The 23,079-nt window shown below is 63.9% G+C and carries 28 protein-coding genes and 1 pseudogene; 22 read left to right on the top strand and 7 right to left on the bottom strand.

What is annotated here, in order from left to right; all coding sequences use genetic code 11:
- The 3 genes from UB48_RS04020 to UB48_RS27225 all read left to right on the top strand — a co-directional run bounded on the left by UB48_RS04020 (nt 1) and on the right by UB48_RS27225 (nt 1,667).
- The gene (locus tag UB48_RS04020; protein WP_045194236.1) at nt 1–510 is read left to right on the top strand and encodes a sigma-70 family RNA polymerase sigma factor; all 510 of its coding nucleotides are present in this window, start codon (nt 1–3) and stop codon (nt 508–510) included.
- A complete protein-coding gene (locus UB48_RS04015) occupies nt 507–1,256 on the top strand; it encodes an anti-sigma factor (RefSeq protein ID WP_045194234.1) in 750 nt (249 codons plus the stop codon). Before UB48_RS04020 ends, UB48_RS04015 begins: the two co-directional genes overlap by 4 nt.
- Before the next feature lie 75 nt (nt 1,257–1,331).
- On the top strand, nt 1,332–1,667 hold the full coding sequence (locus tag UB48_RS27225; RefSeq protein WP_082075387.1) for a DUF2790 domain-containing protein: 336 nt from the start codon (nt 1,332–1,334) through the stop codon (nt 1,665–1,667).
- Here the strand turns inward: UB48_RS27225 and UB48_RS04010 are convergent.
- A complete protein-coding gene (locus UB48_RS04010; protein ID WP_045194232.1) occupies nt 1,612–2,526 on the bottom strand; it encodes a LysR substrate-binding domain-containing protein in 915 nt (304 codons plus the stop codon). The genes UB48_RS27225 and UB48_RS04010 overlap by 56 nt on opposite strands.
- 121 nt (nt 2,527–2,647) lie before the next feature.
- On the opposite strand from UB48_RS04010, the gene UB48_RS28150 reads away from it, so the two are divergent.
- The 7 genes and pseudogenes from UB48_RS28150 to UB48_RS03975 all read left to right on the top strand — a co-directional run bounded on the left by UB48_RS28150 (nt 2,648) and on the right by UB48_RS03975 (nt 8,776).
- Nucleotides 2,648–5,161 carry a hypothetical protein gene (locus UB48_RS28150; RefSeq protein ID WP_052676469.1) on the top strand — a complete coding sequence of 838 codons (2,514 nt, stop codon included), beginning with the start codon at nt 2,648–2,650 and terminating at the stop codon, nt 5,159–5,161.
- Nucleotides 5,162–5,266: 105 nt separating this feature from the next.
- A complete protein-coding gene (locus UB48_RS04000) occupies nt 5,267–6,109 on the top strand; it encodes an SDR family NAD(P)-dependent oxidoreductase (protein ID WP_045194230.1) in 843 nt (280 codons plus the stop codon).
- Nucleotides 6,110–6,182: 73 nt separating this feature from the next.
- A complete protein-coding gene (locus tag UB48_RS03995; RefSeq protein WP_045194228.1) occupies nt 6,183–6,692 on the top strand; it encodes a sigma-70 family RNA polymerase sigma factor in 510 nt (169 codons plus the stop codon).
- Nucleotides 6,689–7,636 carry a FecR domain-containing protein gene (locus UB48_RS03990; protein WP_045194226.1) on the top strand — a complete coding sequence of 316 codons (948 nt, stop codon included), beginning with the start codon at nt 6,689–6,691 and terminating at the stop codon, nt 7,634–7,636. The genes UB48_RS03995 and UB48_RS03990 overlap by 4 nt, the downstream gene beginning before the upstream one ends.
- 96 nt (nt 7,637–7,732) lie before the next feature.
- On the top strand, nt 7,733–7,984 hold the full coding sequence (locus UB48_RS03985; protein ID WP_045194224.1) for a hypothetical protein: 252 nt from the start codon (nt 7,733–7,735) through the stop codon (nt 7,982–7,984).
- A gap of 87 nt (nt 7,985–8,071) precedes the next feature.
- Nucleotides 8,072–8,173: pseudogene (locus tag UB48_RS03980) on the top strand (DUF2790 domain-containing protein); the annotation flags it as partial.
- A gap of 24 nt (nt 8,174–8,197) precedes the next feature.
- Nucleotides 8,198–8,776 (top strand): thioredoxin family protein, encoded by a 579-nt coding sequence (locus UB48_RS03975; protein ID WP_093381373.1) that lies wholly within the window; start codon nt 8,198–8,200, stop codon nt 8,774–8,776.
- Nucleotides 8,777–8,798: 22 nt separating this feature from the next.
- Here the strand turns inward: UB48_RS03975 and UB48_RS03970 are convergent, their stop codons facing one another.
- Nucleotides 8,799–10,313 (bottom strand): PLP-dependent aminotransferase family protein, encoded by a 1,515-nt coding sequence (locus UB48_RS03970; protein WP_045194221.1) that lies wholly within the window; start codon nt 10,311–10,313, stop codon nt 8,799–8,801.
- Between the two features lie 100 nt (nt 10,314–10,413).
- Here UB48_RS03970 and UB48_RS03965 point away from each other — a divergent pair, with 100 nt between their 5' ends.
- Nucleotides 10,414–11,634, top strand: a complete 1,221-nt coding sequence (locus UB48_RS03965) for a benzoate/H(+) symporter BenE family transporter (RefSeq protein WP_045194220.1) — start codon at nt 10,414–10,416, stop codon at nt 11,632–11,634.
- Between the two features lie 8 nt (nt 11,635–11,642).
- Here UB48_RS03965 and UB48_RS03960 read toward each other — a convergent pair whose 3' ends face one another.
- Entirely contained in the window at nt 11,643–12,176 is a 534-nt protein-coding gene (locus tag UB48_RS03960; protein WP_052676468.1) for a hypothetical protein, read from the bottom strand.
- Nucleotides 12,177–12,276: 100 nt separating this feature from the next.
- Here UB48_RS03960 and UB48_RS03955 point away from each other — a divergent pair, with 100 nt between their 5' ends.
- Nucleotides 12,277–12,747 carry a hypothetical protein gene (locus UB48_RS03955; RefSeq protein ID WP_045194218.1) on the top strand — a complete coding sequence of 157 codons (471 nt, stop codon included), beginning with the start codon at nt 12,277–12,279 and terminating at the stop codon, nt 12,745–12,747.
- 170 nt (nt 12,748–12,917) lie between these two features.
- On the opposite strand, the gene UB48_RS03950 is transcribed toward UB48_RS03955, so the two are convergent.
- Entirely contained in the window at nt 12,918–13,373 is a 456-nt protein-coding gene (locus UB48_RS03950) for an Lrp/AsnC family transcriptional regulator (RefSeq protein ID WP_045194217.1), read from the bottom strand.
- Between the two features lie 98 nt (nt 13,374–13,471).
- Between UB48_RS03950 and rarD the strand changes: the two genes are divergently transcribed.
- Nucleotides 13,472–14,401 (top strand): EamA family transporter RarD, encoded by a 930-nt coding sequence (gene rarD, locus UB48_RS03945; RefSeq protein WP_045194215.1) that lies wholly within the window; start codon nt 13,472–13,474, stop codon nt 14,399–14,401.
- Here rarD and UB48_RS03940 read toward each other — a convergent pair.
- Complete coding sequence (locus tag UB48_RS03940; RefSeq protein ID WP_045194214.1) at nt 14,365–15,372, bottom strand: GlxA family transcriptional regulator; 1,008 nt, start codon at nt 15,370–15,372, stop codon at nt 14,365–14,367. The two genes, rarD and UB48_RS03940, sit on opposite strands and share 37 nt — an antisense overlap.
- 127 nt (nt 15,373–15,499) lie before the next feature.
- Between UB48_RS03940 and UB48_RS03935 the strand changes: the two genes are divergently transcribed.
- From UB48_RS03935 to UB48_RS03925, 3 genes are all read left to right on the top strand, one after another.
- Nucleotides 15,500–15,712, top strand: coding sequence for a PLD nuclease N-terminal domain-containing protein (locus UB48_RS03935; protein ID WP_038995826.1), 213 nt, complete (start codon nt 15,500–15,502; stop codon nt 15,710–15,712).
- 73 nt (nt 15,713–15,785) lie between these two features.
- Nucleotides 15,786–16,307: a GNAT family N-acetyltransferase gene (locus UB48_RS03930; RefSeq protein ID WP_045194212.1), complete on the top strand. Its 522-nt coding sequence runs from the start codon at nt 15,786–15,788 to the stop codon at nt 16,305–16,307.
- Nucleotides 16,304–16,852, top strand: a complete 549-nt coding sequence (locus tag UB48_RS03925; RefSeq protein ID WP_045194210.1) for a hypothetical protein — start codon at nt 16,304–16,306, stop codon at nt 16,850–16,852. Before UB48_RS03930 ends, UB48_RS03925 begins: the two co-directional genes overlap by 4 nt.
- On the opposite strand, the gene UB48_RS03920 is transcribed toward UB48_RS03925, so the two are convergent.
- On the bottom strand, nt 16,837–17,706 hold the full coding sequence (locus UB48_RS03920; RefSeq protein WP_082075385.1) for an alpha/beta fold hydrolase: 870 nt from the start codon (nt 17,704–17,706) through the stop codon (nt 16,837–16,839). The genes UB48_RS03925 and UB48_RS03920 overlap by 16 nt on opposite strands.
- Nucleotides 17,707–17,711: 5 nt before the next feature.
- Complete coding sequence (locus UB48_RS03915; RefSeq protein WP_045194208.1) at nt 17,712–18,509, bottom strand: crotonase/enoyl-CoA hydratase family protein; 798 nt, start codon at nt 18,507–18,509, stop codon at nt 17,712–17,714.
- A gap of 147 nt (nt 18,510–18,656) precedes the next feature.
- On the opposite strand from UB48_RS03915, the gene UB48_RS03910 reads away from it, so the two are divergent.
- The 6 genes from UB48_RS03910 to hutG all read left to right on the top strand — a co-directional run bounded on the left by UB48_RS03910 (nt 18,657) and on the right by hutG (nt 23,042).
- Nucleotides 18,657–19,229, top strand: a complete 573-nt coding sequence (locus tag UB48_RS03910) for a TetR/AcrR family transcriptional regulator (RefSeq protein ID WP_045194206.1) — start codon at nt 18,657–18,659, stop codon at nt 19,227–19,229.
- Nucleotides 19,230–19,341: 112 nt separating this feature from the next.
- Nucleotides 19,342–20,001: an HD domain-containing protein gene (locus tag UB48_RS03905; protein WP_045195652.1), complete on the top strand. Its 660-nt coding sequence runs from the start codon at nt 19,342–19,344 to the stop codon at nt 19,999–20,001.
- Nucleotides 20,002–20,061: 60 nt separating this feature from the next.
- On the top strand, nt 20,062–20,373 hold the full coding sequence (locus UB48_RS03900) for an NIPSNAP family protein (RefSeq protein ID WP_038995821.1): 312 nt from the start codon (nt 20,062–20,064) through the stop codon (nt 20,371–20,373).
- Nucleotides 20,373–21,281, top strand: coding sequence for a LysR family transcriptional regulator (locus tag UB48_RS03895; RefSeq protein ID WP_045194204.1), 909 nt, complete (start codon nt 20,373–20,375; stop codon nt 21,279–21,281). Before UB48_RS03900 ends, UB48_RS03895 begins: the two co-directional genes overlap by 1 nt.
- A 78-nt stretch (nt 21,282–21,359) precedes the next feature.
- A complete protein-coding gene (locus UB48_RS03890) occupies nt 21,360–22,085 on the top strand; it encodes an IclR family transcriptional regulator (protein WP_038995818.1) in 726 nt (241 codons plus the stop codon).
- 18 nt (nt 22,086–22,103) lie between these two features.
- Nucleotides 22,104–23,042 carry a formimidoylglutamase gene (hutG, locus tag UB48_RS03885; RefSeq protein WP_045194197.1) on the top strand — a complete coding sequence of 313 codons (939 nt, stop codon included), beginning with the start codon at nt 22,104–22,106 and terminating at the stop codon, nt 23,040–23,042.
- Nucleotides 23,043–23,079 lie beyond the last annotated feature (37 nt).

Raw genomic sequence — 23,079 nt, 5'->3', positions numbered from 1 at the left:
ATGAACGAACTAGACGACGAACAATTGCGCGAAATGCTTCAGCGCCTGCGCCGCTTCGCCCTGTGGCTGACGCGCGAGGCCAGCAGCGCCGATGACCTGGTCCAGGCCACCGTCGAGCGCGCCTTGAGCCGCCGCAGGCAACAGCGGCAAGAGGGCAGCTTGCGCGCCTGGTTGTTCTCGATCCTGTACCGGCAGTTTATCGACGGCAAACGCCGCGAACGCCGCCAGGCGCGCTGGCTGGCCTGGTTCGGCCGTGGCGAGGAGGCGGGCAGCAACACCGAAGACATCGTTGTTGCCCAGTCGGGCCTGGCGGCGTTTGCGCAGTTGCCCACCGAGCAGCGCGCCTTATTGTTGTTGGTCAGCGTCGAAGGCCTGAGTTACAAGGAGGCCGCGCTGGCCCTGGATGTGCCGATTGGCACGGTGATGTCACGCTTGTCGCGCGCCCGTGCGGCCATGCGCGAACTGGCCGAGGGCAACACCCCGCCCGCGGCGCTGCGGAGGTTGAAATGAGCTTGATCCCGTCTGATCACGAATTACACGCCTATGTTGACGAGCGCCTGGACAGCGAGCGGCGCCGGGCGGTGGAGCTGTACCTGGCGGCCAACCCCGAACAGGCGGCGCGGGTCGAAGCCTGGCGCAACGATGCCCGCCAGTTGCGCGCGGCGCTGTCCGGCTTTGCCGGGCAGGCGCCCAACCCGCGCCTGGACCCGGCCAACGTACGCCGTGAGCTGCGCCGTCGGCGCCAGCGGCGCTGGGCCAGTGCTGCGGTGCTGCTGGTTACCCTGGGCATCGGCGGCCTGGGCGGCTGGCAAGGGCGCGAGGCGATTCTGCTGGCCAGTAACCCGCCGATGGCTGATGCCGTGCAGGCCCATCGGTTGTTCGCCGACGCCAAGGCCCTCGACCTCAGCGCCCAGGACCCGGCGCGCCTGCAGGCCTGGCTGGGCCAGCACTTTGCCCATGTCGGCAACCTGCCGGACCTCTCGGCCTACGGCTTCACCCCGGTGGGCGCGCGGCTGCTGAGCAACGAGCAGGGGCCGGCGGCGCTGCTGCTGTTCGAGGACGCCCAGGGTCAGCGGGTCAGCCTGTTCTTGCGCTCGCCGGGTGAGCACTACGTGCGCATGCCCAGTGGTGAGCGCACCGACGGCCAGTTGCAGGCCCGCTACTGGTCGCGAGGTGACTACAACTACGCCCTGGTCAGCGCCGCGTCTGACAGCCGCGGTGAGCAATTGCGTCAGGCCCTCGGTATCACTTTGTAGCTGGAATACCATTAGCGGCGTAAGCTCGAAACCGTTGTTCCTGTTGTCATTTCACTTCATTCGAGGTACCCGCCAATGAAGCGCATGCAAGGTTTGGTAATGGCCGCAGTGGTTCTGCTGGCCGGCCAAAGCGCGCAGGCTTCGGCACCAGAGGTAAAGGATGCGCGTCTGGTTGCCCATGAGCAGGCAGTGCAGGCCTATGCAGCAAGAACCGGCAAGAGCGTCCCCACTATCCAGGACTTTACCTACGGCAAATCTGTGGATGTCGCCCGTCTGATCGAACAGACGCCCATGGCCCGCGGCTGCGAAGCGGCGCCGATGCTGATGACCTTCGAGGATTCCAGTGGCCAGCTGGTTACCCTGCGTTATCGGCTCGAAGGTCAGTGCCCGCGTTTTCAGTCAACGCGATAAAGCGCCCCGGCAGCGGCGAGGGATCGTCGCTGCGCCACATCAGGTACAGCCCCAGGCGCGGGCTGGCCTCGCGCAAGCGGCAAAAGCGCAGCCCTGGCTGGGCATTGGCCTGGGCGGCTGCGGCCGGCACCAGGGCGATGCCGAAGCCGCAACCGACCAGGTTGATCAGCGTTTGCAGCTGCGCCGCCTGCTGGCTGATGCGCGGGTAAAAACCCGCGCTTTGGCACAGGTCGAGCAGTTGCTGGTGATAGCCTGCGCCCAGGGCTTGTGGGGTGAAGACAAAATCTTCCTCGGCAAAATCCGCCAGGCTGACAGCCGCTTCGCCAGCGCGCGGATGCTCACTCGGCAGTGCCAGCAAGATTTCTTCTTCCAGCAACAAACGGCTGCTCAGGCGTTCGCTCATCAGTGGCAATTGGCGGACCACGGCAATATCCAGTTGATCATCGAGCAACTGTTCGACCAACTGCGCCGACGACCCCTGCTGCAGCTCCAGCTGTACCTTGGGCCAGTCGCTGCGAAACTGCTTGAGCGCGTTGAGCAGCAGCGGATAGCCCGCCAGCGCCAGGCTGCCGATACGCAGTTGGCCGGCGATGCCTTCGGCGACCTGGCGTGCCTGGACGATGCCGTGCTCCAGGGTTGCCAGAGTCGCCCGCGCGGTATGCACAAAGCTCGCGCCGGCGGCCGTCAGCGCCACGCCTCGGGAGTGTCGGGTAAACAGGGCAAAGCCCAGGCGCTGCTCAAGCCGGGCGATGGCCTGGCTCAGCGGCGGCTGGGCCATGTGCAGGCGCTCGGCGGCGCGGTGAAAGTGCAACTCCTCGGCCACGGCGATGAACTGGCGCAGCAGGCGGGTTTCGATCACGGAGCGTGTCCTTGAATCAGAGCAGTTTGCGATTATGCCTCACTCGCAAGAGTGTCATATTGATGGCATGCGAGGGTTTCTCTAACATCTGTCTATTTTGGCCGGTGCAGAGAGAGGGTTGATGAAAGCTACAGGGAGGTCGCTGAGCGATTTCGTCGATTTGAACTCGGCGGAGGAATCTTTATTGGCAGCGTGCCGCGACGGTGAGGTTGTCCGCATTCTCGAGCATCGTCCTGTCAGTGCTGAAGATGGCCAGTGCGTACGCGCAGAACTACTCAGATTCCTGTTGTTGGGTGGGGATGCTGCTGCACCGGCTCATGAACGCGGTGTTCGTCTTGAGGGCGTGTGCATCGAGGGGCAGTTGGATCTGAGCGGAACTACGCTGGCGTATCCACTGAATTTGGAGGATTGCTTGTTTGAGCACGCCCCGGATTTCACCGACGCCCAGGTTTGCGGGACGCTGGTACTGGCCAACTGTCAAAGCCCGGGCCTGCGGGCAGACCGACTCATCACACGCGGTGCCTTGGATCTGAGCGGGTTTCGCTCCAGTGACAGAATCGATCTTGAAGATGCCCAGATCGGTGGCGGCTTTTGCTTGAGCGGCGCCGACCTGAATGGCAATGGCGCTGATGCCTTGCTGGCCGATCGGGTGGATGTACGGGGCGCGCTATCAATGGACGACGGTTTTAAAAGCCGTGGCTGCGTGTCATTTGAAGGGGCGCGTGTCTCTGGGCAGATCAACTGTCGAGGGGGGCGATTCAATGGCAAGGGCGGGGTTGCCCTGGTCCTCGATCAGGTTGCCGTGAATGCGGATGTGTACTTCAGCGAAGGGTTTCGCTCTAAGGGAACGGTCAGATGCGTTTCGATGAAAACCCAAGGTGCCTTGGATTGCTCCAATGCCAAGTTTGACGGCAAGGGCAATGAAGCATTGATCCTGGACTCTGCGCACATCAACGGTAGCCTGTTTCTGACACAGGCTGCTCATGCAAAGGGGACCATCCGTTGTCTCGGGGCCAGGATCGAAGGCCAGTTCCAGCTCACCGGGGCCAGGCTGGACGGTCGCGGTGGGTATGCGCTGGGCGCCGATGGCCTGCAGGTCAAAGGCGATATCACCATCGGTGAGGGATTCACCGCGAACGGCGCAGTCCGTCTGGTTTGCGCGCGTATCGAAGGGCAACTGAGCTGCAGGGGCCACTTGAAGTCTACTCACGGAACTGCATTGTCTGCGGACGGAATAGTCGTCCGCGGAGGAGTGTTTCTGGTCGATGGATGCGTGATGGTGGGACAGGTACGGTTTATTGCCGCGCATATCATCGGGCAATTCAACTGCAGGGGGGCTGAATTTGACGGCAATGGAGGCGTTGCCCTGACTGCCAGCAATCTTGTATTGACTGGAAATGCATTGCTCACCAGCGGGTTCAAGGCAAAAGGTCTGGTCCGCTTCAATAGCGCACAAATTGAAGGTGACCTGATCGCCAGGGACGCTGTTCTCGAGGGTGACAAGGGGCATTCTCTCATTGCCTCCGGTGCGGTGATTACCGGGACAGTCAACCTGGGGAAAGGGTTTGATGCACGGCGCTCGGTAAACTTCTCCCGTTCCAGAATTGCCGGCGACTTCAATTGCGAGGGGGCTTGCCTGAGCGCAGAGCAAGGGCGAGCGCTGATCCTTGATGGCGCACAGATAGAAGGCACTCTGGCACTGCGTAACATTGCCAGGAAGCTTTGCAGTTCCTCTTTCGTGGGGGCCAGAGTAGGGGAGTTGGATGATGACGAGAATAGCTGGGGGGAACACATAGCGCTCAACGGCCTGGTCTATAAAGCCCTTTCTGCACGAGCACCTGTTTGCCCTGTGTTCAGGGCTGATTGGTTGAGTCGTCAAGTTCCGACCCTGCGGCGGGTTGGGGATGTGATGGATGCCGAGAGCAGTTTTCGCCCGCAGCCCTGGCGGCATTTGCAGAAAGTACTGGGGGAAATGGGGCATACCGAGCAAGCGCGGGAAATGGGTATTGCCTACGAACAGAAACTACGAGAAATCGGCCATGTCAGCCAACCTGCGGCACACTGGTATCCTTGGGTCCGCACCCTGTATTCCGGCTTTGGTAGAGGCTTGCATTTTCTTTACGGAAAGCTGACCGGTTTTGGCTACAGGCCCATGCAGCTGTTGATCTGGTTTGTCTGCATTTGGTTGTTCTGCGGGGGTATCTACTGGTATGCGGCTTTGCAAAAAGGGGTGTTCGCACCCAGCAATCCGATAGTGTTCCAAAGCGACAGTTATCTTGAATGTCGGCCTGATCGCGCAGATGCCTGGCGCAAGCTAAATCCAGGCAGTCCACTCCCAGCCAGTTACCGTGGTGAAGGCAACTGGTACCTGTGCCAAACCCTGCGTGAGGAATACACCGGCTTCAGCCCCCTGGCCTATTCCCTGGATGTACTGATGCCCCTGGTCGACCTGCAGCAGGAGTCGGACTGGGCGCCGCTAGTGCCGACACCCAAGCAAGGGTATTGGGACGAGTTCACATCATTTGGCTGGAAGCATTTCGTGCGCCTGCTGATCTGGTTCGAAATTCTGGTTGGCTGGGGTATCAGCTTGCTGATGGTTGCCATCGTCTCCGGCCTGGCGCGCCGCAGCGAGTAGTGCCCGGGAGCCGCCGATATCCCACGGATATCGGCGACCCTGTTCGATAGTATTCAACTTTGCAGCGCTGACTGGCTAGGCTGAACGGCCATCAGGAGACTGCTTGTGACCCCATTCAGAACCGTACTCATCACCGGCGGCGCCCGTGGCCTGGGCCTGGCCTATGCCCGTGCCCTGGCACAAACCGGTGCGCAGGTGGTAATCAGCGACCTTGGCACCGACCGCGAAGGCTGTGGCCACGATGCTTCGATTGCCGAGGGCGCCGCTGAACAGTTGCGCAATGAAGGCCACCAGGTGATTGGTCACAGCGCCGACCTTGGCGATGAGCAAGCGTGTCGACAGTTGATCAGCAAGGTGCTCGACACCTTCGGCGGCCTCGATGCGCTGATCCATAACGCCGGCTGGGTCGGTTACCAGAACATCGAAGACTGCAGCAGCGAATTCATCGAGCGCGCCCTGGCCATCAACGTCCACGCGCCGCTGTGGTTGAGCAAGCACGCCTGGCCGGCGCTCAAGGCGTCTGGCAGCGGGCGTATCGTGCTCACTACCTCGGACCGGGCCATGTACCTGCGCCATGCACAAACCGGCCTGGGTGCCTACGCCGCCGGCAAGATGGCGCAACTGGGGATCATGAACGCCCTGGCCGCCGAGGGCGCCGAGCACGGGATTGCGGTCAACGCGATTTCGCCGGTGGCGCGCACGCGCATGTGGGGCCAGCAGGGCGAGCCCGAAGACCTCAAGCCCGAGTGGGTCGTGCCGGGGGTGTTGTACCTGGCTTCGGCAGACTGCCAGGACAGCGGCTACATCCTGCGTGCCAGCAACGGCCAGTTCTGCGCCACACGCTTCGAGGAAAACCCCCAGGTGGACTATCCGCGCGAGCTGCGCGGGGTGTCGGCCGGCACCGTGCGCGAGGTGCGGCAACGCTGGCAGATGATAAAAGCCATGTAATAGCGCTTGGTTTGCATCAGGGTATTAATTAGAATCAATCTCATTTGAGTCTAATCCATCCAGGTGCGTTGACATGAGCGAAGCGGCGGGCCCCACCGAGCAGACCCTGCAGGGCCTCTACCGAGAGCATCGCAGTTGGCTGGAGCGCTGGCTGTACCAGCGCCTGGGCAACCGCTGGGATGCCGCCGACCTCAGCCAGGATACTTTCCTGCGCGTGCTGGCAAGCCCCCAGGTGCTGAGCGAGTTACGCGAGCCACGGGCCTATCTGCTGACCGTCGGCAAGCGTTTGCTGGTCAATTTCCACAAGCGCCGCAGCCTGGAGCGTGCCTACCTCGAGGCTCTGGCCAGCCTGCCCGAGGCCCTGATGCCTTCGCCAGAGCAGCGTTGGTTGCTGCTGGAAACCCTGCAAGCCCTGGACGAACTGCTCGACGGTTTGCCGGCGGCGGTGCGTCGGGCGTTTCTCTGGTCGCAACTTGAAGGCCTGAATTACGCACAGATCGCCGAGCGCCTGGCGGTCAGTGAACGTACGGTCAAACGCTACATGGCCCAGGCGTATGAGCATTGCCTGCTGGTTGAACTATGAACCGCACCTTCAGCCGCGAAGCCCGGCAACTGGCGCGCACCGCCGCGCACTGGCTGGCCTTGCTCGATTCCGGGCAGGCCAGCGCCGAGGATTTGCAGCGTCTGCAGCACTGGCGCGCGGCCAATGCCCAGCACGAGCAGATCTGGCAGCGCGCCGAGGGCTTGCGCCAGCGTTTCCAGGACGTGCCGCCAACCCTGGCCATGGCCAGCCTCGACCGTCCCGAAGCCAACCGTCGAACCCTGCTCAAGCGTGGCCTGGCCTTGGCCTTGCTGTTGCCCGCCGGCTGGCTGCTCAGCCAGCAGGTGCCGCTGCAGGCCCTGCGCGCCGACCTGCGTACGGCGGTGGGTGAACGCCGTGGCGTGCGCCTGGCCGATGGCAGCCTGCTGCAATTGAACACGGCAACCGCCGTCAACCTTGACCTTGCTCACCAGCGCCTGACCCTGGTCGAGGGCGAGATCGCCCTGAGCGTCAGCCGTGCTCAAGCGCTGCACGTTGACCTTGGCATAGCCCGGGTGAGCGTCGGCCAGGCCCAGGTGTGCCTGCGGCGCGACGCCGAGCAGTGCCGCATCGCCGTGCTCCAGGGGGCAGTGCAGGTGCAGCCGCGCCAGGGCCCGGCGCTGGCCTTGCAGGTCGGCGACCAGTTGACCATCGGTGCCGACGGCAGTGGCGCCATGGACCGTTTCGACCCCCACCAGCCGGACTGGCGCGATGGCGTTCTGAGTGTCAACAACCAGCCGCTGGGGCAGTTCCTGGATGAGCTGTCGCGTTACCGCCCGGGCTGGCTGCGCTGGGACCCGGCGCTGGAGTCGCTGAGGGTCACCGGCACGTTTCGCCTGGATGACACTGACCGGGTGCTGGCCCTGCTGGCGGCCAGCCTGCCGGTAGCGGTACAGGCGCGCAGCCGCTACTGGGTGACCCTGGTGGCCCGCGAGAAAACCGTGTGAGCGGTGCCGTGCTGTTGGTCGCCTGACATTTTTACCAGTAGCGCGCTGGCTTGCGGTTGGTGATGATGCCGGTTCAAAGGCTGGAGCCATACCGACATGGACGAGAACAACAAAGAGCGCCTTCGCCTGTATCAACCTGGAGACACCGTGGTGCTGTACGGCTGTTTTGCCGCCGAGTACGGGGTGATGGAAACCCAGTCAGGCGTGGTGCGCAGCATCGACTGGTGCACCCACCAGTTGCAGCTGTACTTCGCCTGCGATGATGAATGCCGCTGCATTCCATTCGCCAGCATCACTGCGGTGCTGGCGCCGGGTCGTTGCAGCGTCGCCGCAGGTGATCCAGGCTGAGCATGCCGGCGCCACTGAGCAGCTCGACCTGCGCGCAGAGCCCGCCGCCGTCGCGGTTGCTCAAGGTCAGGCTGCCGCCGAATTGGCTGCGGCGTGGTCAACGCTCAGATGGACTACCTTGATTCCCAGGGCAAGGAACACCGCCTGCAGTACCAGAAATTTGCCAGTGACTGCCATGAAGGCGGTTAAGCCATCGATCAGGGAGGTTCGTCCATGAACATCAATTTCAACACAAATCGCCGTCGGGCCCTGGGCATCGCCGCACTGCTGGCCGTGCTGCTGGCGCTGGCGGGCCTGGGCAACCGCCTGTTCGCCGGCACGCCGGCAAGCCTTGAGACACTGGGGCCGATGCCGGAACTGGCCGGCGCCGTGCAGTGGCTCAACTCGCCGCCACTGGACCGCGCAGCGCTCAAGGGCAAGGTGGTGCTGGTGGACTTCTGGACCTACGAGTGCATCAATTGCCGGCGCAGCCTGCCGCACGTCAACACCTGGGCCAAGCGTTACGCCGACCAGGGCCTGGTGGTGATCGGCGTGCATACGCCGGAATACCCCGAGGAGCGAGTGGTCGACAATGTGCGCGAGCAAGTGGCCAAGCTGGATATCGACTACCCGGTGGCCATCGACAACGACTATGCGATATGGAACGCCTTCGGCAACCAGTTCTGGCCGGCGCACTACATCGTCGATGGCAGCGGCCAGGTGCGCTATGTGCACTTTGGCGAAGGCGCCTACGACACCCAGGAGCAAGTCATCCAGCAACTGCTCAAGGAGCGTGACGGGCAGGCGGGGTGAAGATGTTCGGGTGGCGCTGGCCTCATCGCGGGTCCAGCCCGCTCCTGCAGAGGGCCTTGGCCAGTTGCCGGATTGCGGTTTCGATTTCACTGGCTGTCAGCGATGAATAGCCCAGCAGCCAGCCCTGCTGTTTATGTTCACCGGCATACAAACGGCTGAGCCCGGGTAGCTGCACGCCGGCGCGGGCGGCCAGATTCATGGTGTGTTGCTCTGTCCAGCCTGGCTCGAGCACGCAGGGGATCTGCAGGCCTCCCGGCGGGCGCATGGCGGTGACGACGCCCGCCAGGTGCTTGCCAATCGCATCAAGCAGGCAGGCCCGGCGCCCGGCGTAGAGTTTGCGCATGGCGCGGATGTGGGCGTTGTAGTGGCCGTCGTCCATGAAGCGCGCCAGGGTCAGTTGCAGCACCTGCGGGGTGTGCCCGTCGATGATGCTGCGCGCCGCGCTGAAGGGCGCTACCAGCTCCGGCGGCAAGACCATGTAGCCGATGCGCAGGCCGGGGTAGAGGGTCTTGCTGAAGGTGCCGATGTAGAGGGTGCACTGCTGGCTGTCCAGGCCCTGCACGCAGGCAGTAGGCAGGCCGTCGTAGTGGAACTCGCTGTCGTAGTCGTCCTCGATGATCCACTTGCCGTTCTGCGCCGCCCAGTCGATCAGCTCCAGGCGTCGCGCAAGGCTCAGGGTCGCGCCTGTGGGGTACTGGTGCGATGGCGTGACGTAGACGCAACTGGCGCCGCTTTGGTCGGCGCGCAGCAGGTCGGTGCGGATGCCGTGGGCGTCGACGTCGATCGGCACGATCCGCGCCTGCGCCGCTTCAAAGGCCTTCTTCGCGCCGAAGTAACCGGGGTTCTCCAGCAGGATCGGCTTGCCGGCATCCACCAGCATTTGTGCGCACAGGAACAGCGCCTGGCGGGTGCTGCTGAGCACCAGTACCTGCTCGGGCATCACCTTGGCGCCACGTTCGAGGTTCAGGTAGGTGGCGATGGCCTTGCGCAGGGCTTCGCTGCCCTGCGGGTCGCCGTGCAGCAGGACGTTGCCGCGATGGTCCTTCACGGCCTGGCGCTGCAGGCGTTCCCAGACTGCAAGGGGGAACGAGCGGGTTTCTGGCAGGCCGGTGGCAAAGGCCTTGATCACCTGCTGGTCGCTGACGCCGCCGTTGTCGAACAGTGCCCGTCCGCGCAGGCTCAAGCCCTGGCCGGGCTCGAGATCACTGCGTTTTTGCGCCCCGGCTTTGATGCGCCGTTGCCCGCTGCCACGCAGTTGCGCGCCGAGGTTGTCCGGCACATAACTGCCCGAGCCTGCGCGGCGGACGATATAGCCGTCGCGCTGCAGCTGCACGTAGGCGTTCTCGACGGTGTCGCGGGCGACGCCCAGCGATTTGGCCAGGGCGCGGCTGGCCGGCAGCTTGACGCCAGCGGACAGCGCCCCTTCAAGGATCAGCGCGCGCAGCGCACGCTGGATGCGCTGGTGCAGGTCCAGCGCTGCGAACTCGGCGTCATTGACGCGCATCTTCAGGGTTTCAAGCTCGAACGTGGTTGCCATGTGGTCTGCCGCAAGTGAAGAAACTGGCCTGAACGGGCAGGCCAGTCTATTCGTACACTCGGTCGCTCGTCACTGCCTCTTCGCAAGGAACCCTGCCGCCATGTCTACTTCAGCACTACGCCCCGGCGACCTCATGCCCCCGCTCATTGCCGGTCTCATCTCGGTTATCGTCAATTATGGCGGAACCTTCATCCTGGTTTTCCAAGCGGCCAAGGTCGCTGGTTTGAGCCCGGCCCTCACGGCTTCCTGGGTATGGTCGGTATCCATCGGCGTGGGGGTTACCGGGCTGTTGCTCAGTTGGCTCAGCCGCCAGCCGATCATCACCGCCTGGTCGACACCGGCCGCCGCCTTCCTGGTGGTGGCCCTGGCCAGTACGCCCTACGCCGAAGCGGTGGGCGCCTACCTGATCTCGGCAGCCGCGTTTGTGCTGCTGGGCTTATCGGGCTGTTTCGACAAGCTCATCCGCCTGATCCCGCCGGGCATTGCGGCGGGACTGCTGGCCGGGATCCTGCTGCAATTCGGCATCTGTGCCTTTGCCGGGCTCAGCGTCGACCCGTTGCTGGCCGCGCTGCTGATCGTGGCCTATCTGCTCTTCAAGCGCTTCAGTGCGCGCTATGCGGTGGTCGGCATCCTGCTGCTGGGGCTGGGCTTTTTGCTGATGCGCGGGCAGGTCGAGCTGTCAGGGCTGCGCTTGCAACTGGCGGCGCCGGTCTTCACCGCGCCGGCGTTTTCATTCAACGCCATGCTCAGCGTGGCGCTGCCGCTGTTCCTGATTACCCTGACCGGCCAGTACATGCCCGGCATGCTGGTGCTGCGCAATGACGGCTTCAAGGCCAGTGCCAACCCTATTGTCGCCGTTACCGGGCTGGGCTCGTTGTTGATGGCGCCGTTCGGCTCCCACGCCTTCAACATCGCCGCGATCACCGCGGCGATCTGCACCGGCAAGGAAGCCCACGAAGAACCTGCCAAGCGCTGGATCGCCGGGGTGGCGGCGGGCGTGTTCTACATTCTTGTCGGCGTCTTCGGGGTAACCCTGGCCGCGCTGTTCATGGCCTTCCCGGCCACTTTCATCAGCACCCTGGCGGGGCTTGCGCTGCTGGGCACCATTGGCAGCAGCCTGGCCAATGCCATGGCCGATGCGAAAACCCGCGAAGCGTCGTTGATCACCTTTCTGGCTGCGGCCGCCAATATCAGTTTGCTCGGTATCGGCGGGGCGTTCTGGGGGCTGGTGATCGGCCTGGGCGCTTATGCCGTGCTCAATGGCCGCTTGCCGCGCCGGGAGCGGGCAGGGGTGATCGGTGCCAGCGATGGCGAGGGGTAAGCCAGCGATCAGCGCTTGGCCGCCTTGGCGCGCTGATTCTCGTCGCTGCGCGCCCGTGCCGGGATGTTCTCCAGCGAAGTGGGCTTGTCGGCGATATTGATCACCGTCCACTCCCAGAACGCGCTGGTCCAGTAGGTCAGTTCACCGTCTTCGAGCAGCAGGTCGTGGCGGCCACTGCTGTTCGGCGCTTCTTTGGCCTGACGCATCAACGGCACCAGTTGCATGGCGCGTTCGCTGTCGGTGGTCTCCAGTGACAGCGAAACCTGGCGCAGGCGGTCATCCTTGTCGAAGGCCGCTTCGATGCGGCTGACCTCGACGCCGCCGAGTTTGTAGGGTTCGATGCCCGGTACCGGGTCGACAGCCTGGTAGTACTGACGGGGCACGTTGTAGTGCACGCCGTTGATCAGCCAGACCCGGGTGAAATGCCGCTCCATCACCTCCACGACCTGCGCGCGCGGCATGCCCAGCGTGAACTCGCCAAGGCTCAGCGCCGACCAGGCGGTGGTCGGGAACAGGGCACAGCAGAGCAACAATGTCAGCATCCTTGGCACGCGAGGTCCTCCTTGAAATGAGCGCAAAGGGTACTGCAGCCCTCGCATCCACGCTAGGATCAGCAGCTCTGCACTGACAATGAGGTCACCTGTGAAATACGCCATTGCCCTGCTACTGAGCCTGATGCCGTTGCTGGCTGGCGCCGCCGAAGTCGGCGAACGCCTGGCGCCCTTTACCTTGCTTGACCAGCACGACCAGCCCTACAGCCTCAACGCGCAGACCCGCGTGCTGCTGGTGGCGCGCAACATGGACGGTGCCAAGCTGGTCCAGGCCGCCGTCGGTGAGCAGCCCAAGGGCTACCTGCAAGCACGCGAGGCGGTGTTCGTCGCCGACATCCAGCGCATGCCGGCACTGATCAGCAAACTGTTCGCCATCCCGGCCATGCGTGACTACAGCTACCGGGTGCTGCTGGACCGCGACGGCGAGGTGGTTGCGCGCTATCCGGGGGCTGAAGGCCAGGTGCTGTGGATTCAGTTGGAGCAGGGGGTTGTGGCGGGGCAGAAGGAATATGCCAGTGCCGAGGCGTTGGCCACAGCGCTCAAGGCGTTGCCGCAGCCATAGTGGATTTGAATGCAGCGCAACGCTGTGGGAGCAGGCTGGACCCGCGATCGAGCGCGAAGCGGTCGCAATCCAGACGCCACCTGATGGGGAGGCTGAACTGACCCCATCGCGGGGCAAGTCGGGTCGCCGCACGGCCTCTCCCACATAGCCAGTGCAGGCAGGCGCAGATCTTACAGCGGCACCTGCAAGGTTGTCTTGACCCGATCCAGCACCACGATGGTACGAAACCACTTCACGTTCGGGTTGTCATGAAACAGTCGCTGGGCGATGTCCTGGAACACGGTCATGCTCGCTACCGTCAGCACCAGCAAAAAGTCGGCGTCGCCGGTGACGTAGTAGCACTGCTGAATTTCAGGTCCCGAGAACGCACGCTTCATCACTTCCAAGTCCGCCGACTGGGTGCGGTCGGCGTGCACCTCGACCATCAGGGTAATCACCTGGCCGACTTTGTCCGGGTTGATCACTGCGGCATTGGCCTGGATTACCCCGGTCTTTTTCAAGCGCTGGATCCGCCGCTGCACCGAGGCGCTAGACAAGTGCACCTGCTCGGCCAGCTCACGCAGGGGCTGGCTGTTATCGCGCTGCAGGGCGGCAAGCAGGGCAAGGTCGAATTCATCCAGGTCCATGCAAAAATTTCTCATCTTGAGGGGTGAAAACGAGGGCACTTATCAGTGGCTGCGGAATAAATTATCACCCTCTGCTGGTCCTCATTAAGGAATTTGCAATGACCGCGCATAACTCCACGTTGGGCGTCGTGCTCAATGTTCTCGCCTCGGTGCTGTTCGCGGTGATGTACGCCTACACCAGTCTGCTCGCGCCCCTGGACGGCGCCGAAATCTATGGCTGGCGGATCCTTCTGACCGTGCCGTGCCTGACCCTGATGGTGATCGCCAGCGGGCACTGGCCGCAGGTGCGGCGGATATTCCTGCGCCTGTTCGAAGAGCGCTGGTTCTGGGCGATTCGCCTGGTTTCGGCGGTGTTGCTCGGCGCGCAGCTGTGGCTGTTCATGTGGGCACCGATCAACGGCTACGGCCTGGATGTGTCGTTGGGGTATTTCCTGATGCCGCTGGTGATGGTGATTGTCGGCCGCCTGGCGTTCAAGGATTCGATCAGCCGCCTGCAACTGCTGGCCTGTGCCTTGGCGGCGCTGGGCATCATTAACCAGATCGCCATCGCCAAGGCGATTTCCTGGCCGGTGCTGGTGGTGTCGCTGGGCTATCCGCTGTACTTCTGGCTGCGCCGGGTGACCGACACCAACAACATGGGCGGGCTGTGGTTCGACATGAGCCTGAGCCTGCCGGTGAGCCTGTATTTCGTGCTCAAAGGCGGGGTAGTGCTCGGCCTTACCGGCGCAGCCTCAAGCTTGCCCTGGCTGGTGCTCGGCCTCGGCGCGATCAGCGCCGCAGCCCTGGGCCTGCAGGCGCTGTCGGCACCACGGCTGAACCTGACCCTGTTTGGCCTGCTGATTTATGTCGAGCCAGTGCTGCTGGTGGTCGCCGCGGTGCTGCTGGGCGACAGCATCGCCCCGGCGCAGTGGCCGACCTATATTGCGATCTGGCTGGCGGTGCTGGTGCTGGTGGTGGAGGGCGGTTTGAGCCTCAACGGCAACCGCCGCGCTTACTCGCCCAGCCGTTGCTCGCGTGAAGGCGGGTAGCCGAAGTAGGCGCAGTAGCACTTGCTGAAGTGCGAGACCGAGACAAAACCGCAGGCAATCGCCACATCCATCAGCGGCAGGTCGGAATACTGCAACAGACGCCGGCTCTTGGTGATGCGCAGTTCCATGTAGTAGCGGCTCGGCGAGGTGCCCAGTTGCGCCTGGAACAGGCGGTCGATCTGCCGGCGCGAACGGCCGCTGTAGGCCGCCAGTTGATCGAGGCTGAGGGTTTCTTCAAGGTTGCTTTCCATCAGCTCGACGATGGTGCGCAGTGGCGCGCTCATGGTTTTCTTCTGGCTGCTGTCGACCCGGCGAAAGCGCGCACTGGAAAACGCCAGGATCTCCTCGACGCCCTCGGCCAGCGACTCGCCATGTTGCAGCTTGAGCAGCGCCAGCATCATCTCTAGCGCGCCGTTGGGGCTGGCGGCGGTCAGGCGTTCGCGGTCGAGCACAAAGCTTGCCGGGGTGATGGTGCACTGCGGGCTGCGCTCGGCCAGGCTTGCCCGTTGTTCAGGGTGGATGGTGCAGTTGTAGCCCTCCAGCACCCCGGCGCGGCCGAGAAACCAGGCACCGTTCCACAGCCCGCCGAGGGCCAGTTGGTGGGCGGCAGCATCGCTCAGCAGCTTGTCCAGCTGCGGGTACTTGAGCGGGGTGCGCAGGCCGCCGCAAACAATCAGCATGTCGAGGTTGTCCAGTGCTGCGCGGTCCAGGTGCGCGGCATAAATCTCCAGGCCCAGGTCACTGGTGACCCGCTCGCTGCCCAGGGAGAACGGCGTGCTCAAGAACAGGTTGCTCTTGAGCAGGTTGGCCGTCACCAGTACATCCATGGCCACGGTAAAGCTGGCCATGGAGAAGTTCTCCAGCAGCAAAAAGCCCACCTGGTACGCCGGGGTCGAGGCAGCCTCGGGGTGCTTGAGGTTGAGCATGTTACTGGTGCTGGATTTCTTGCTGAACTGGCGTGGGGTGGGCAAGGCGCGGCTCCGCGAACTGGCAGGTTGAGGCGATGATGCCAGATATTGCCCGGCCCGCAATGGCAATCAGAATGAACCCCGGCTGGCTGCGCACACCTAACCTTCAGAACCCCTCTGGAGGCTACCCATGGAAAACGGTCATATCTGGATCACCCTTGCCGTATTGCTCACCCTGGTCGAACTTTGGGCTATCAAACGCATCATCGGCAGCAAGAGCCGGGCGGATCGCAAGATGTTGTGGATCGTGTTTATCGTCTTTGTACCCGTGCTGGGCCTGATTGCCTGGGCCGTGGCCGGGCCGAAAGCCAGCGCGGGGGTGCCGATTTCGCGGGAGGGTTGACCCGGCGGCTGGCGACAGGGATTGTAGGGGCGACGGCGCATCGTCGCGCCTGCATGACCCAAGGAAGCACTTCATGCCGCTGTTTGAAACCCCACGCCTGCTCGTGCGCGAACTCTCGCGTCAAGACCTGCCCGCCCTGACCGCCATTCTCAGCGACCCTGAGGTGATGAAATTCTCGGTGCGCGGTGTCTGCGACGAACAGATGACCGGGGCTTTTATCGACTGGTGCATGCAGTGCTACGCCAGCTACGGCATGGGCCAATGGGCGCTGGTCGACAAGGCCAACGGCGAGCTGGTCGGTTTTTGCGGCGTCAGCCCGGAGCAGGTCGAAGGGGTAGAGCAGGCCAGCCTGGGCTATCGTCTGGCTACACGCTATTGGGGTCAGGGACTGGCCAGCGAAGCGGTGCGCGGCGTGCTTGAGCACGCGTTCAACGAGCAGCGGCTGGCGGCAGTGATTGCAATTATTGAAGCGGCCAACATTGCCTCCTTGCGCGTGGCGCAAAAAGCCGGCTTCAATGCCTTCGATACTGTGCAGTTTCACGAGCGGCCGGTGCGGGTGTATCGGCTGACGCATCCGCACTGGAAGGCACCATGACCAGCAGCAGACACCTCGACCCGTTGCGCCAGGTCATCCGCCAACAAGCGGTTGCACCCGCACCTGCGCCGTGGCGGTTGACTGGCCAGTTCACCGTCGCCGGCCTGCTGGAAATCGGCTTCGACCGTGACAGCGAGCGGCTGCTGGTGGCTTCGAGTTCAGGCCGCAGTGTGATCGACTGTCGCAGCGGCGAGAAAATCGCCCGCGACCGCACCGACAACCTGGGCAGCGACCATTATCTGGAAACCCGCGGCATCGGCCCGCTCAACGAGCGGGTGATCCGCATGTCGGGCATCCAGGGCGGCGGCCTGCCGATCAGCACCAGCGATGGCTGGGTGGTGGAGAACATCACCCTGGCCTGGCCTGAGCAGCACCTGCTGCTGGTCGAGCCGGGTTCCTGGCTGCATGGCGCGCGCTACAACCGGCCCGCCAGGTTTCATACCCTGGCAATCGAGACCGAAGTGCGTGCCTTCGGGTTTTCCTATACCGGTTTGAGCCTGGTGATCGCCACCAGCGGCGAGTTGCTGGTTTATGCGCGAGGGTAGTGGCCGAGCCAGGTCAGTATCTCGTCCCATAGCGGTTGTGCCTGAGCCTTGAAGTACCCCATGTGGCCAATGGCACCATTGCCCGGTTGCAGGTCACGGCGAGTCACTGGCGCATTGCAGTAAGCCTTGACGAAGGCATCCCGCGAGCGCGGTGGCGCCCAGGGGTCATCCAGCGAGGTGGCGAACACGCAAGGCATGCGCACCTGGGCGTACTGCCCGGCCAGATGGGCCATGCGCGGGTCGTCGAAGTAGTAGTGCGGGTAGGCGCACCAGCGCTTCCAGTCACGGTAGACCCCGCGCGGCAGATCATCGCCCATGCCAAGCAGGCTCCAGGCCATGTAACCCTTGAGGGCTACCAGCGGCGGCAGGACCCAGCGCCACAATAGGCGCACCTTCAGCGCCTCCGGCCAGGGCATCCAGCCGGCCCAGCCGGCGCCGCTGCCGAGGCTGTAACAGGCGCTGATACAGGCATGATTGGGCAGCAGGCCAATGGCATGGCCGCCGAAGGAATGGCCGACCCAGTACAAGGGTAATGGCTCGGCGCCGAGCAGGTCGACGGCCGCGGCCAAGTCCAGGTAAGCCCAGTCCAGGTAGGACATCTCAAAGCCTTTGAGCGACGCCGGCCGCGACTCGCCGACGCCGCGGTAATCGACAGTCAGCACGTTGAAACCCTGAGCTGCCGCATGCTCGGCAAAGCGCCGGTAGAAGCGTTGCTGCACGCCGGTGGCGCCGGCCAGGATCAGGTTGCCACGGGCTTCGCCCACAGCCGGGTAGCGGTACGCCGACAACGGGTAACCGTCGCGGGCATGCAAGGTGAAGGCGTGCGGCGGGGCCGGGGAGATCATCTGGGTCATGGTGGTCAGCGCCCGGTGAACTGCGGGGCGCGCTTTTGCATCATCGCCATCACCCCTTCACGCACATCGGCGCTGCCGATCAGCTCCAGCAACGTTTCCTCGAGCCTGGCCAATGCCGCAGCATCGCCTTCGTCCCGGGCCAGGAAGGCCGATTGCAGGGTAGCCTTGATCGCCAGCGGCGCAGCCCTGGCAATGCGTTCGGCATAGTCGATGGCGCGGGCCAGGGCTTGCCCTGGAGCCACCACCTCATTGACCAGATTCATCGCCCGCGCTTGATCGGCATCGAACTCATCGCCAGTGAGCATGTAGCGCATGGCGTTGGCCCAGCCTGCGGCCTGGGTGAAGCGCACAGTAGAGCCGCCTGATGGCGGGATGCCGCGCAGCACCTCCAGGTGAGCGAAGCGCGCATTGCTGGCAGCGATGGCGATATCGGCGTTGAGCAGCAATTCGATGCCCGCGGTCCAGCAGATGCCCTCGACCGCGACCACTACCGGCTTGCTCCGGCGAGGCAGGCGGGTGCCCCAGGGGTCGATGCTGCCCTCTGGGTAGTGCAAGCCACCGCTGGCCAGCTTCGGTGCCAACTCCATAAGGTCGAGCCCGGCGGTGAAATGCTCGCCATGGGCAAACAGCACCATGCAGCGCAGTTCGTCATTGCCCTCGTATTCACCGAGGGCCAGCGCCAGGTCCATCAGCAGCGCGCTGTCCATGGCGTTGCGCTTGGCGGCGCGGTCCAGGCCCACCAGCCATAGGTGGCCACGCTGTTCGCGGCTGACTCGATCGGGGCCGCTATTGGCTTCGCTCATCGACTTGCACTCCGGCAAAGAGGTTAGAAGGGTTACTTACCGTTCGTTCGGTTTGATTAAGCTAACCAAACGTTCGGTAACTATCAAGTGGAGCTGGCCAGGCTTATGGCATAGAATCAGCGCCATTGATCGACTGCAGGACTGGCCGTGCGACCGCTGAAAATTCCCCGAGACCAACTGCTGCAGCGCTGCGCCAACACCTTCAAGCGCTACGGCTATCACGGCACCACAATGGACATGCTTTCGGCGGCCTGCGGCCTGACCAAGGCGTCCTTCTATCATCACTACCCGAACAAGGAAGCGCTGCTGCGCGACGTGCTGGCCTGGACCCACGAAGGGCTTGCGAAGCACCTGTTCAGTATTGCCGACGACTTGAGCCTGAGCCCTGTTCAACGTCTGGAGGAAATGGGCCGCAAGGCAGGTCGGGTGTTTGAGGCTGATGCCATCGGCTGCCTGATGGCGGTGGTGGCCATCGATGCCAGTTACGGCAAGAATGAGCTGATGGTGCCGATTCGCGAATTCTTTGCCGCCTGGGCCAAGGCGTTTGCCCGGCTCTATCAGGGCCTGCTGGATGATGAACAGGCGCAGGCCCGAGGGCGGCAATTGGTAGCGGATTACGAAGGGGCGATTCTATTGGCACGGATCCATGACGACATGAGCTACTTCAAGGCGGTGACCCAGCGGGCCCTGGGCGAATTGCAGGGAACTCACAAGGGTTGAAGGCGCCTATGGTCCCTGTGGCAGCCGGCTTGCCGGCGATCGAGCGCGCAGCGGTCGCAATACGGGCATCGCTGGCGTATTTTCAATGACCTGTTCCAAGGCGCCACTGCTGATGACTACCCAACCTTTCCATCCCTGCCAAGCCCTCGCTGACCTGCTGTTGCCGCACCTGCCGGCGGACAACGGCGATGGCTCTCACGACCTGACGCATATCCACCGGGTCTGGAGCAATGCCCGGCGGATTCAGGCCCGGGAGGGTGGCGATCTGTCCATCCTCCTGGCCGCCACGCTGCTGCACGATTGCGTCGCGGTCGAAAAGAACTCGCCGCTGCGCGCCCAGGCCTCGACCCTGTCCGCTGAAAAAGCTGCCCGGATACTCGCCGATCTTGGCTGGCCCGGCGAGCGCATCAGCGCTGTCGCTCATGCCGTCGCTACGCACAGTTTTTCAGCCGGCCTGGCGCCGGAAACCCTCGAGGCAAAAATCCTTCAGGACAGTGACCGTCTGGACGCCATCGGTATGGTCGGTGTGGCTCGCTGCTTCTACGTCGGTGGGCGCATGGGCTCGGCCCTGTACGATTTCACTAATCCCAGCGCGGCAGGCCGCGACTACCTGGACCACCAGTTCAGCCTCGAGCACTTTCACACCAAATTGCTGAAACTGGCCTCGGGCTTTCAAACCGGGGAGGGCGCACGCCTGGCGGCCGAGCGGCATCGGCGGCTTGAGCTGTTTGTGCAAGGTTTCATGGATGAGATTGGCGGCCCTCAAGACTGATGCGGGCAGCGCTGGAATCGTGCATTCTCGGCTGCCGAGCAACTTCAGCGAGAGCCACCGATGATCACCTGCTACCTGCGCTACGTCCTCGACCCTTACAAACTCGCCGAGTTCGAACACTACGGCAAACTCTGGATCCCGCTGGTGGAGCGCTTCGGCGGCCAGCACCACGGCTACTTCCTGCCTTCGGAAGGTGCCAACAATATCGCCATGGCGATGTTCACCTTTCCAAGCCTTGCCGCGTACGAACGCTACCGCCAGGACTCGATGAACGACCCCGAGTGCCTGGCCGCCTTCCAGTACGCCCAGGACACCCGTTGCATCCTCAGCTATGAGCGCTCGTTCTTGCGCCCGGTGTTCGGGCAGGACTGATGAGCACGCTTTTCGACCTGGAACTGTTCGTGCGGGTGGCCGACGAGGGCAGCCTGTCTGCCGCCGCGCGCAGCCTCGACATCACCCCGGCAGCCGCCAGCCTTGCGCTCAAGCGCCTGGAAACGCGCTTGCAGGTACGGCTGTTTGCCCGTTCCACCCGCCAGCAACGGCTGACCGACGAAGGCCGGCGCTACCTCGACAGCGTGCGCCTGGCCCTGGGCGCGCTGGCCGAAGGCGAGCAAGCCTTGCGCGATCAGGCGCTGCAGATGGGCGGGCTGCTGCAACTGGCGGCGCCTTCGGATTTTGGCCGCAGCGTGCTGCTGGCCTGGCTCGATGCGTTCAAGCGCGAATACCCGCGGGTCCAGCTGCAACTGCTGCTCAACGACCAGGCCAGCGACCTGTACCGCGAACCAGTCGACGTCGCCCTGCGTTTTGGCGTGCCGGCCGATTCCGACATGGTCGCCTTGCCGATTCTGCTCGATCACCACCGCGTGGCCTGCGCCAGCCCCGAGTACCTGGCGCGCCACGGCACGCCCTCTATGCCCCAGGAGCTGGCTGACCATCAGTGCGTGATCTACCAGCGCAACGGCCGGCCCTATGACCTGTGGCGCTTTGCGCGTGGCAGTGAAGTGAACGAAGTGCGGGTGCACGGCGAATACCGCTGCGATGACGGTGAAGTGGCCCGGCGCTGGGCCCTGGCCGGGCATGGCGTGGTCTACAAGGCCTGGCTGGACGTGGCCGCGGACGTCGCGGCCGGGCGTTTGCAGCGCTTGTTCGGCGACTGGCAGGGCGAGCACGCCCCGGTGTACCTGATGTGCCCGCACCGGGCGCAGGTGACCGAGCGGGTCAAGGCGTTGCAGGGCTTTTTGCAAACACGCTGCCTGCAGTGGGCGGCCAAGGGGCTATAAGTAGGATATTTCCCACTCAATGGGAATCGAGTTTCACCTATTGAGAAAGACTGTGCACCATGGCGCCAAGGAGCACATATGACCTACACCACGCCCACCGATCGCCTGCTGCAGATCCTCGTCGCCCTCGGCCAGGCCAACGAGGCCGTGTCGGCCAAGGAGCTGAGCCTGCAACTGGACCAGCCCCTGAGCAGCACCTATCGGCACCTGAAGACCCTGCTGCGTTGGGGCCTGGCCGAAGACAATGGCCATGGTCGCTACCTGCCGGGCCCGGCCTGCCTGCAACTGGCGAAGAAGTTCGACCGCGAAGCACTGCTGGTGTCGCTGGCCAAGCCCGAGCTCAAGCGCCTGGCCGAACTCAGCCAGGAAAGCGTGGCACTGATGGTGCCGAGCAACGGCCAGGCCATTTGCATCGAACTGATCGACAGCCCGCAGCCGCTGCGCTGCTGTTACCAGAAGGGCCTGGCGCAACCGCTGCGGGTCGGCGCGTCGGCGCGGGTGTTGCTGGCGCACATGGAGCCGGCGCGCAGCCTGGCGATTCTTGAAGAGCAGGGCCTGGAAGCCGAAGCACTGGACAGTTACCGCCAGAGCTTCGTGCAGATCCGTGACCAGGGCTATGCCATCAGCCTCGGTGAAATCGACGACGGCATCTGGGGCGTCAGTGCCCCGGTGCTCGACAGCCGCAACCGCCTGCATGGCGCAATCAGCCTGATGGCCCCGGCCATTCGCGCCCGGCAGAACAGCGAGCGCCTGACCCGCTGGACCTGCGACGTGGCCCTGCGCATCGGTGCGCGGCTGGACTGAATCTACTGGAGTACCCGCATGAATAGCACTACCGCACTGCCGCTCTGGCAGGGCCGCGTCGACGCCGCAGAAGGCACGGCGGCCCTGCGCTGGCACCAATGGGTGCAGCCCTGGGCTGATGACCAACCGGCTGGCAACGCCCTGGTGGGCCTGGCCTGTGACGAAGGGGTGATCCGCAACCAGGGCCGCAGCGGCGCCCGCCAGGGGCCGCCGGCCCTGCGCAAGGCCTTGGCCAACCTGGCCTGGCGTGGCCAGCGCCCGGTCTATGACAGCGGCGACTTCGTCTGCCTCGGTACTGACCTGGAAGGTGCCCAGCAGGCCTATGCCAAGCGGGTGACGCAACTGCTGGGGCAAGGGCATCTGCCCTTGGGCCTGGGCGGCGGGCACGAAATCGCCTATGCCAGTTTTCTCGGCCTGGCTGGCCATTTACGCCAGCAAGAGGCGCAGCCGCGCATCGGCATTCTCAATTTCGATGCCCACTTCGACCTGCGCCACAGCGCCCAGAGCAGCTCCGGCACGCCGTTCCGGCAGGTTGCCGAGTACTGCCAGCAGGCCGGCATGGCCTTTGAATACTGCTGCCTGGGCGTCAGCGAGCTGAACAACACCCAGGCCTTGTTCGACCAGGCCCAGCGCCTGAACGTGCGTTATCGCCTCGACCGGCAGATGCAGCCGTGGAATATCGCCGCGCTGGAGACCTTCGTCGATGACTTTCTCAGCGGCATCGACCACCTGTACCTGACCCTCTGCCTGGACGTCCTGCCGGCCAGCCAGGCGCCCGGCGTCAGTGCGCCTTCGGCCCATGGCGTCGAGCTGATGGTGGTCGAGCACCTGGCGCGGCGCGCCAAGGCCAGCGGCAAGTTGCGCATGGCCGACATCGCCGAACTCAACCCCGGTCTTGACCAGGACCAACGCACCGCGCGCATCGCTGCGCGGCTGCTGGCCAGCCTGGTCGACTGAAGCCCACAACCCCTATCCAACTATAAAAAGAAGAGTG

Source organism: Pseudomonas sp. 2(2015), from assembly GCF_000955865.1.
Classification (GTDB): Bacteria; Pseudomonadota; Gammaproteobacteria; order Pseudomonadales; family Pseudomonadaceae; genus Aquipseudomonas.
The sequence above is the reverse complement of the archived record's forward strand: the minus strand, read 5'-3'. Positions and strand labels throughout refer to the sequence as shown.

What these genes read in the sequence shown, in the direction of transcription:
- UB48_RS04020 (WP_045194236.1), top strand. Translation starts at nt 1, where the DNA reads ATGAACGAACTAGACGACGAACAATTGCGCGAAATGCTTCAGCGCCTG.
- UB48_RS04015 (WP_045194234.1), top strand. Translation starts at nt 507, where the DNA reads ATGAGCTTGATCCCGTCTGATCACGAATTACACGCCTATGTTGACGAG.
- UB48_RS27225 (WP_082075387.1), top strand. Translation starts at nt 1,332, where the DNA reads ATGAAGCGCATGCAAGGTTTGGTAATGGCCGCAGTGGTTCTGCTGGCC.
- UB48_RS28150 (WP_052676469.1), top strand. Translation starts at nt 2,648, where the DNA reads ATGAAAGCTACAGGGAGGTCGCTGAGCGATTTCGTCGATTTGAACTCG.
- UB48_RS03995 (WP_045194228.1), top strand. Translation starts at nt 6,183, where the DNA reads ATGAGCGAAGCGGCGGGCCCCACCGAGCAGACCCTGCAGGGCCTCTAC.
- UB48_RS03990 (WP_045194226.1), top strand. Translation starts at nt 6,689, where the DNA reads ATGAACCGCACCTTCAGCCGCGAAGCCCGGCAACTGGCGCGCACCGCC.
- UB48_RS03985 (WP_045194224.1), top strand. Translation starts at nt 7,733, where the DNA reads ATGGACGAGAACAACAAAGAGCGCCTTCGCCTGTATCAACCTGGAGAC.
- UB48_RS03975 (WP_093381373.1), top strand. Translation starts at nt 8,198, where the DNA reads ATGAACATCAATTTCAACACAAATCGCCGTCGGGCCCTGGGCATCGCC.
- UB48_RS03970 (WP_045194221.1), bottom strand. Translation starts at nt 10,313, where the DNA reads ATGGCAACCACGTTCGAGCTTGAAACCCTGAAGATGCGCGTCAATGAC.
- UB48_RS03965 (WP_045194220.1), top strand. Translation starts at nt 10,414, where the DNA reads ATGTCTACTTCAGCACTACGCCCCGGCGACCTCATGCCCCCGCTCATT.
- UB48_RS03960 (WP_052676468.1), bottom strand. Translation starts at nt 12,176, where the DNA reads ATGCTGACATTGTTGCTCTGCTGTGCCCTGTTCCCGACCACCGCCTGG.
- UB48_RS03950 (WP_045194217.1), bottom strand. Translation starts at nt 13,373, where the DNA reads ATGGACCTGGATGAATTCGACCTTGCCCTGCTTGCCGCCCTGCAGCGC.
- rarD (WP_045194215.1), top strand. Translation starts at nt 13,472, where the DNA reads ATGACCGCGCATAACTCCACGTTGGGCGTCGTGCTCAATGTTCTCGCC.
- UB48_RS03935 (WP_038995826.1), top strand. Translation starts at nt 15,500, where the DNA reads ATGGAAAACGGTCATATCTGGATCACCCTTGCCGTATTGCTCACCCTG.
- UB48_RS03930 (WP_045194212.1), top strand. Translation starts at nt 15,786, where the DNA reads ATGCCGCTGTTTGAAACCCCACGCCTGCTCGTGCGCGAACTCTCGCGT.
- UB48_RS03925 (WP_045194210.1), top strand. Translation starts at nt 16,304, where the DNA reads ATGACCAGCAGCAGACACCTCGACCCGTTGCGCCAGGTCATCCGCCAA.
- UB48_RS03920 (WP_082075385.1), bottom strand. Translation starts at nt 17,706, where the DNA reads ATGACCCAGATGATCTCCCCGGCCCCGCCGCACGCCTTCACCTTGCAT.
- UB48_RS03915 (WP_045194208.1), bottom strand. Translation starts at nt 18,509, where the DNA reads ATGAGCGAAGCCAATAGCGGCCCCGATCGAGTCAGCCGCGAACAGCGT.
- UB48_RS03905 (WP_045195652.1), top strand. Translation starts at nt 19,342, where the DNA reads ATGACTACCCAACCTTTCCATCCCTGCCAAGCCCTCGCTGACCTGCTG.
- UB48_RS03900 (WP_038995821.1), top strand. Translation starts at nt 20,062, where the DNA reads ATGATCACCTGCTACCTGCGCTACGTCCTCGACCCTTACAAACTCGCC.
- UB48_RS03895 (WP_045194204.1), top strand. Translation starts at nt 20,373, where the DNA reads ATGAGCACGCTTTTCGACCTGGAACTGTTCGTGCGGGTGGCCGACGAG.
- UB48_RS03890 (WP_038995818.1), top strand. Translation starts at nt 21,360, where the DNA reads ATGACCTACACCACGCCCACCGATCGCCTGCTGCAGATCCTCGTCGCC.
- hutG (WP_045194197.1), top strand. Translation starts at nt 22,104, where the DNA reads ATGAATAGCACTACCGCACTGCCGCTCTGGCAGGGCCGCGTCGACGCC.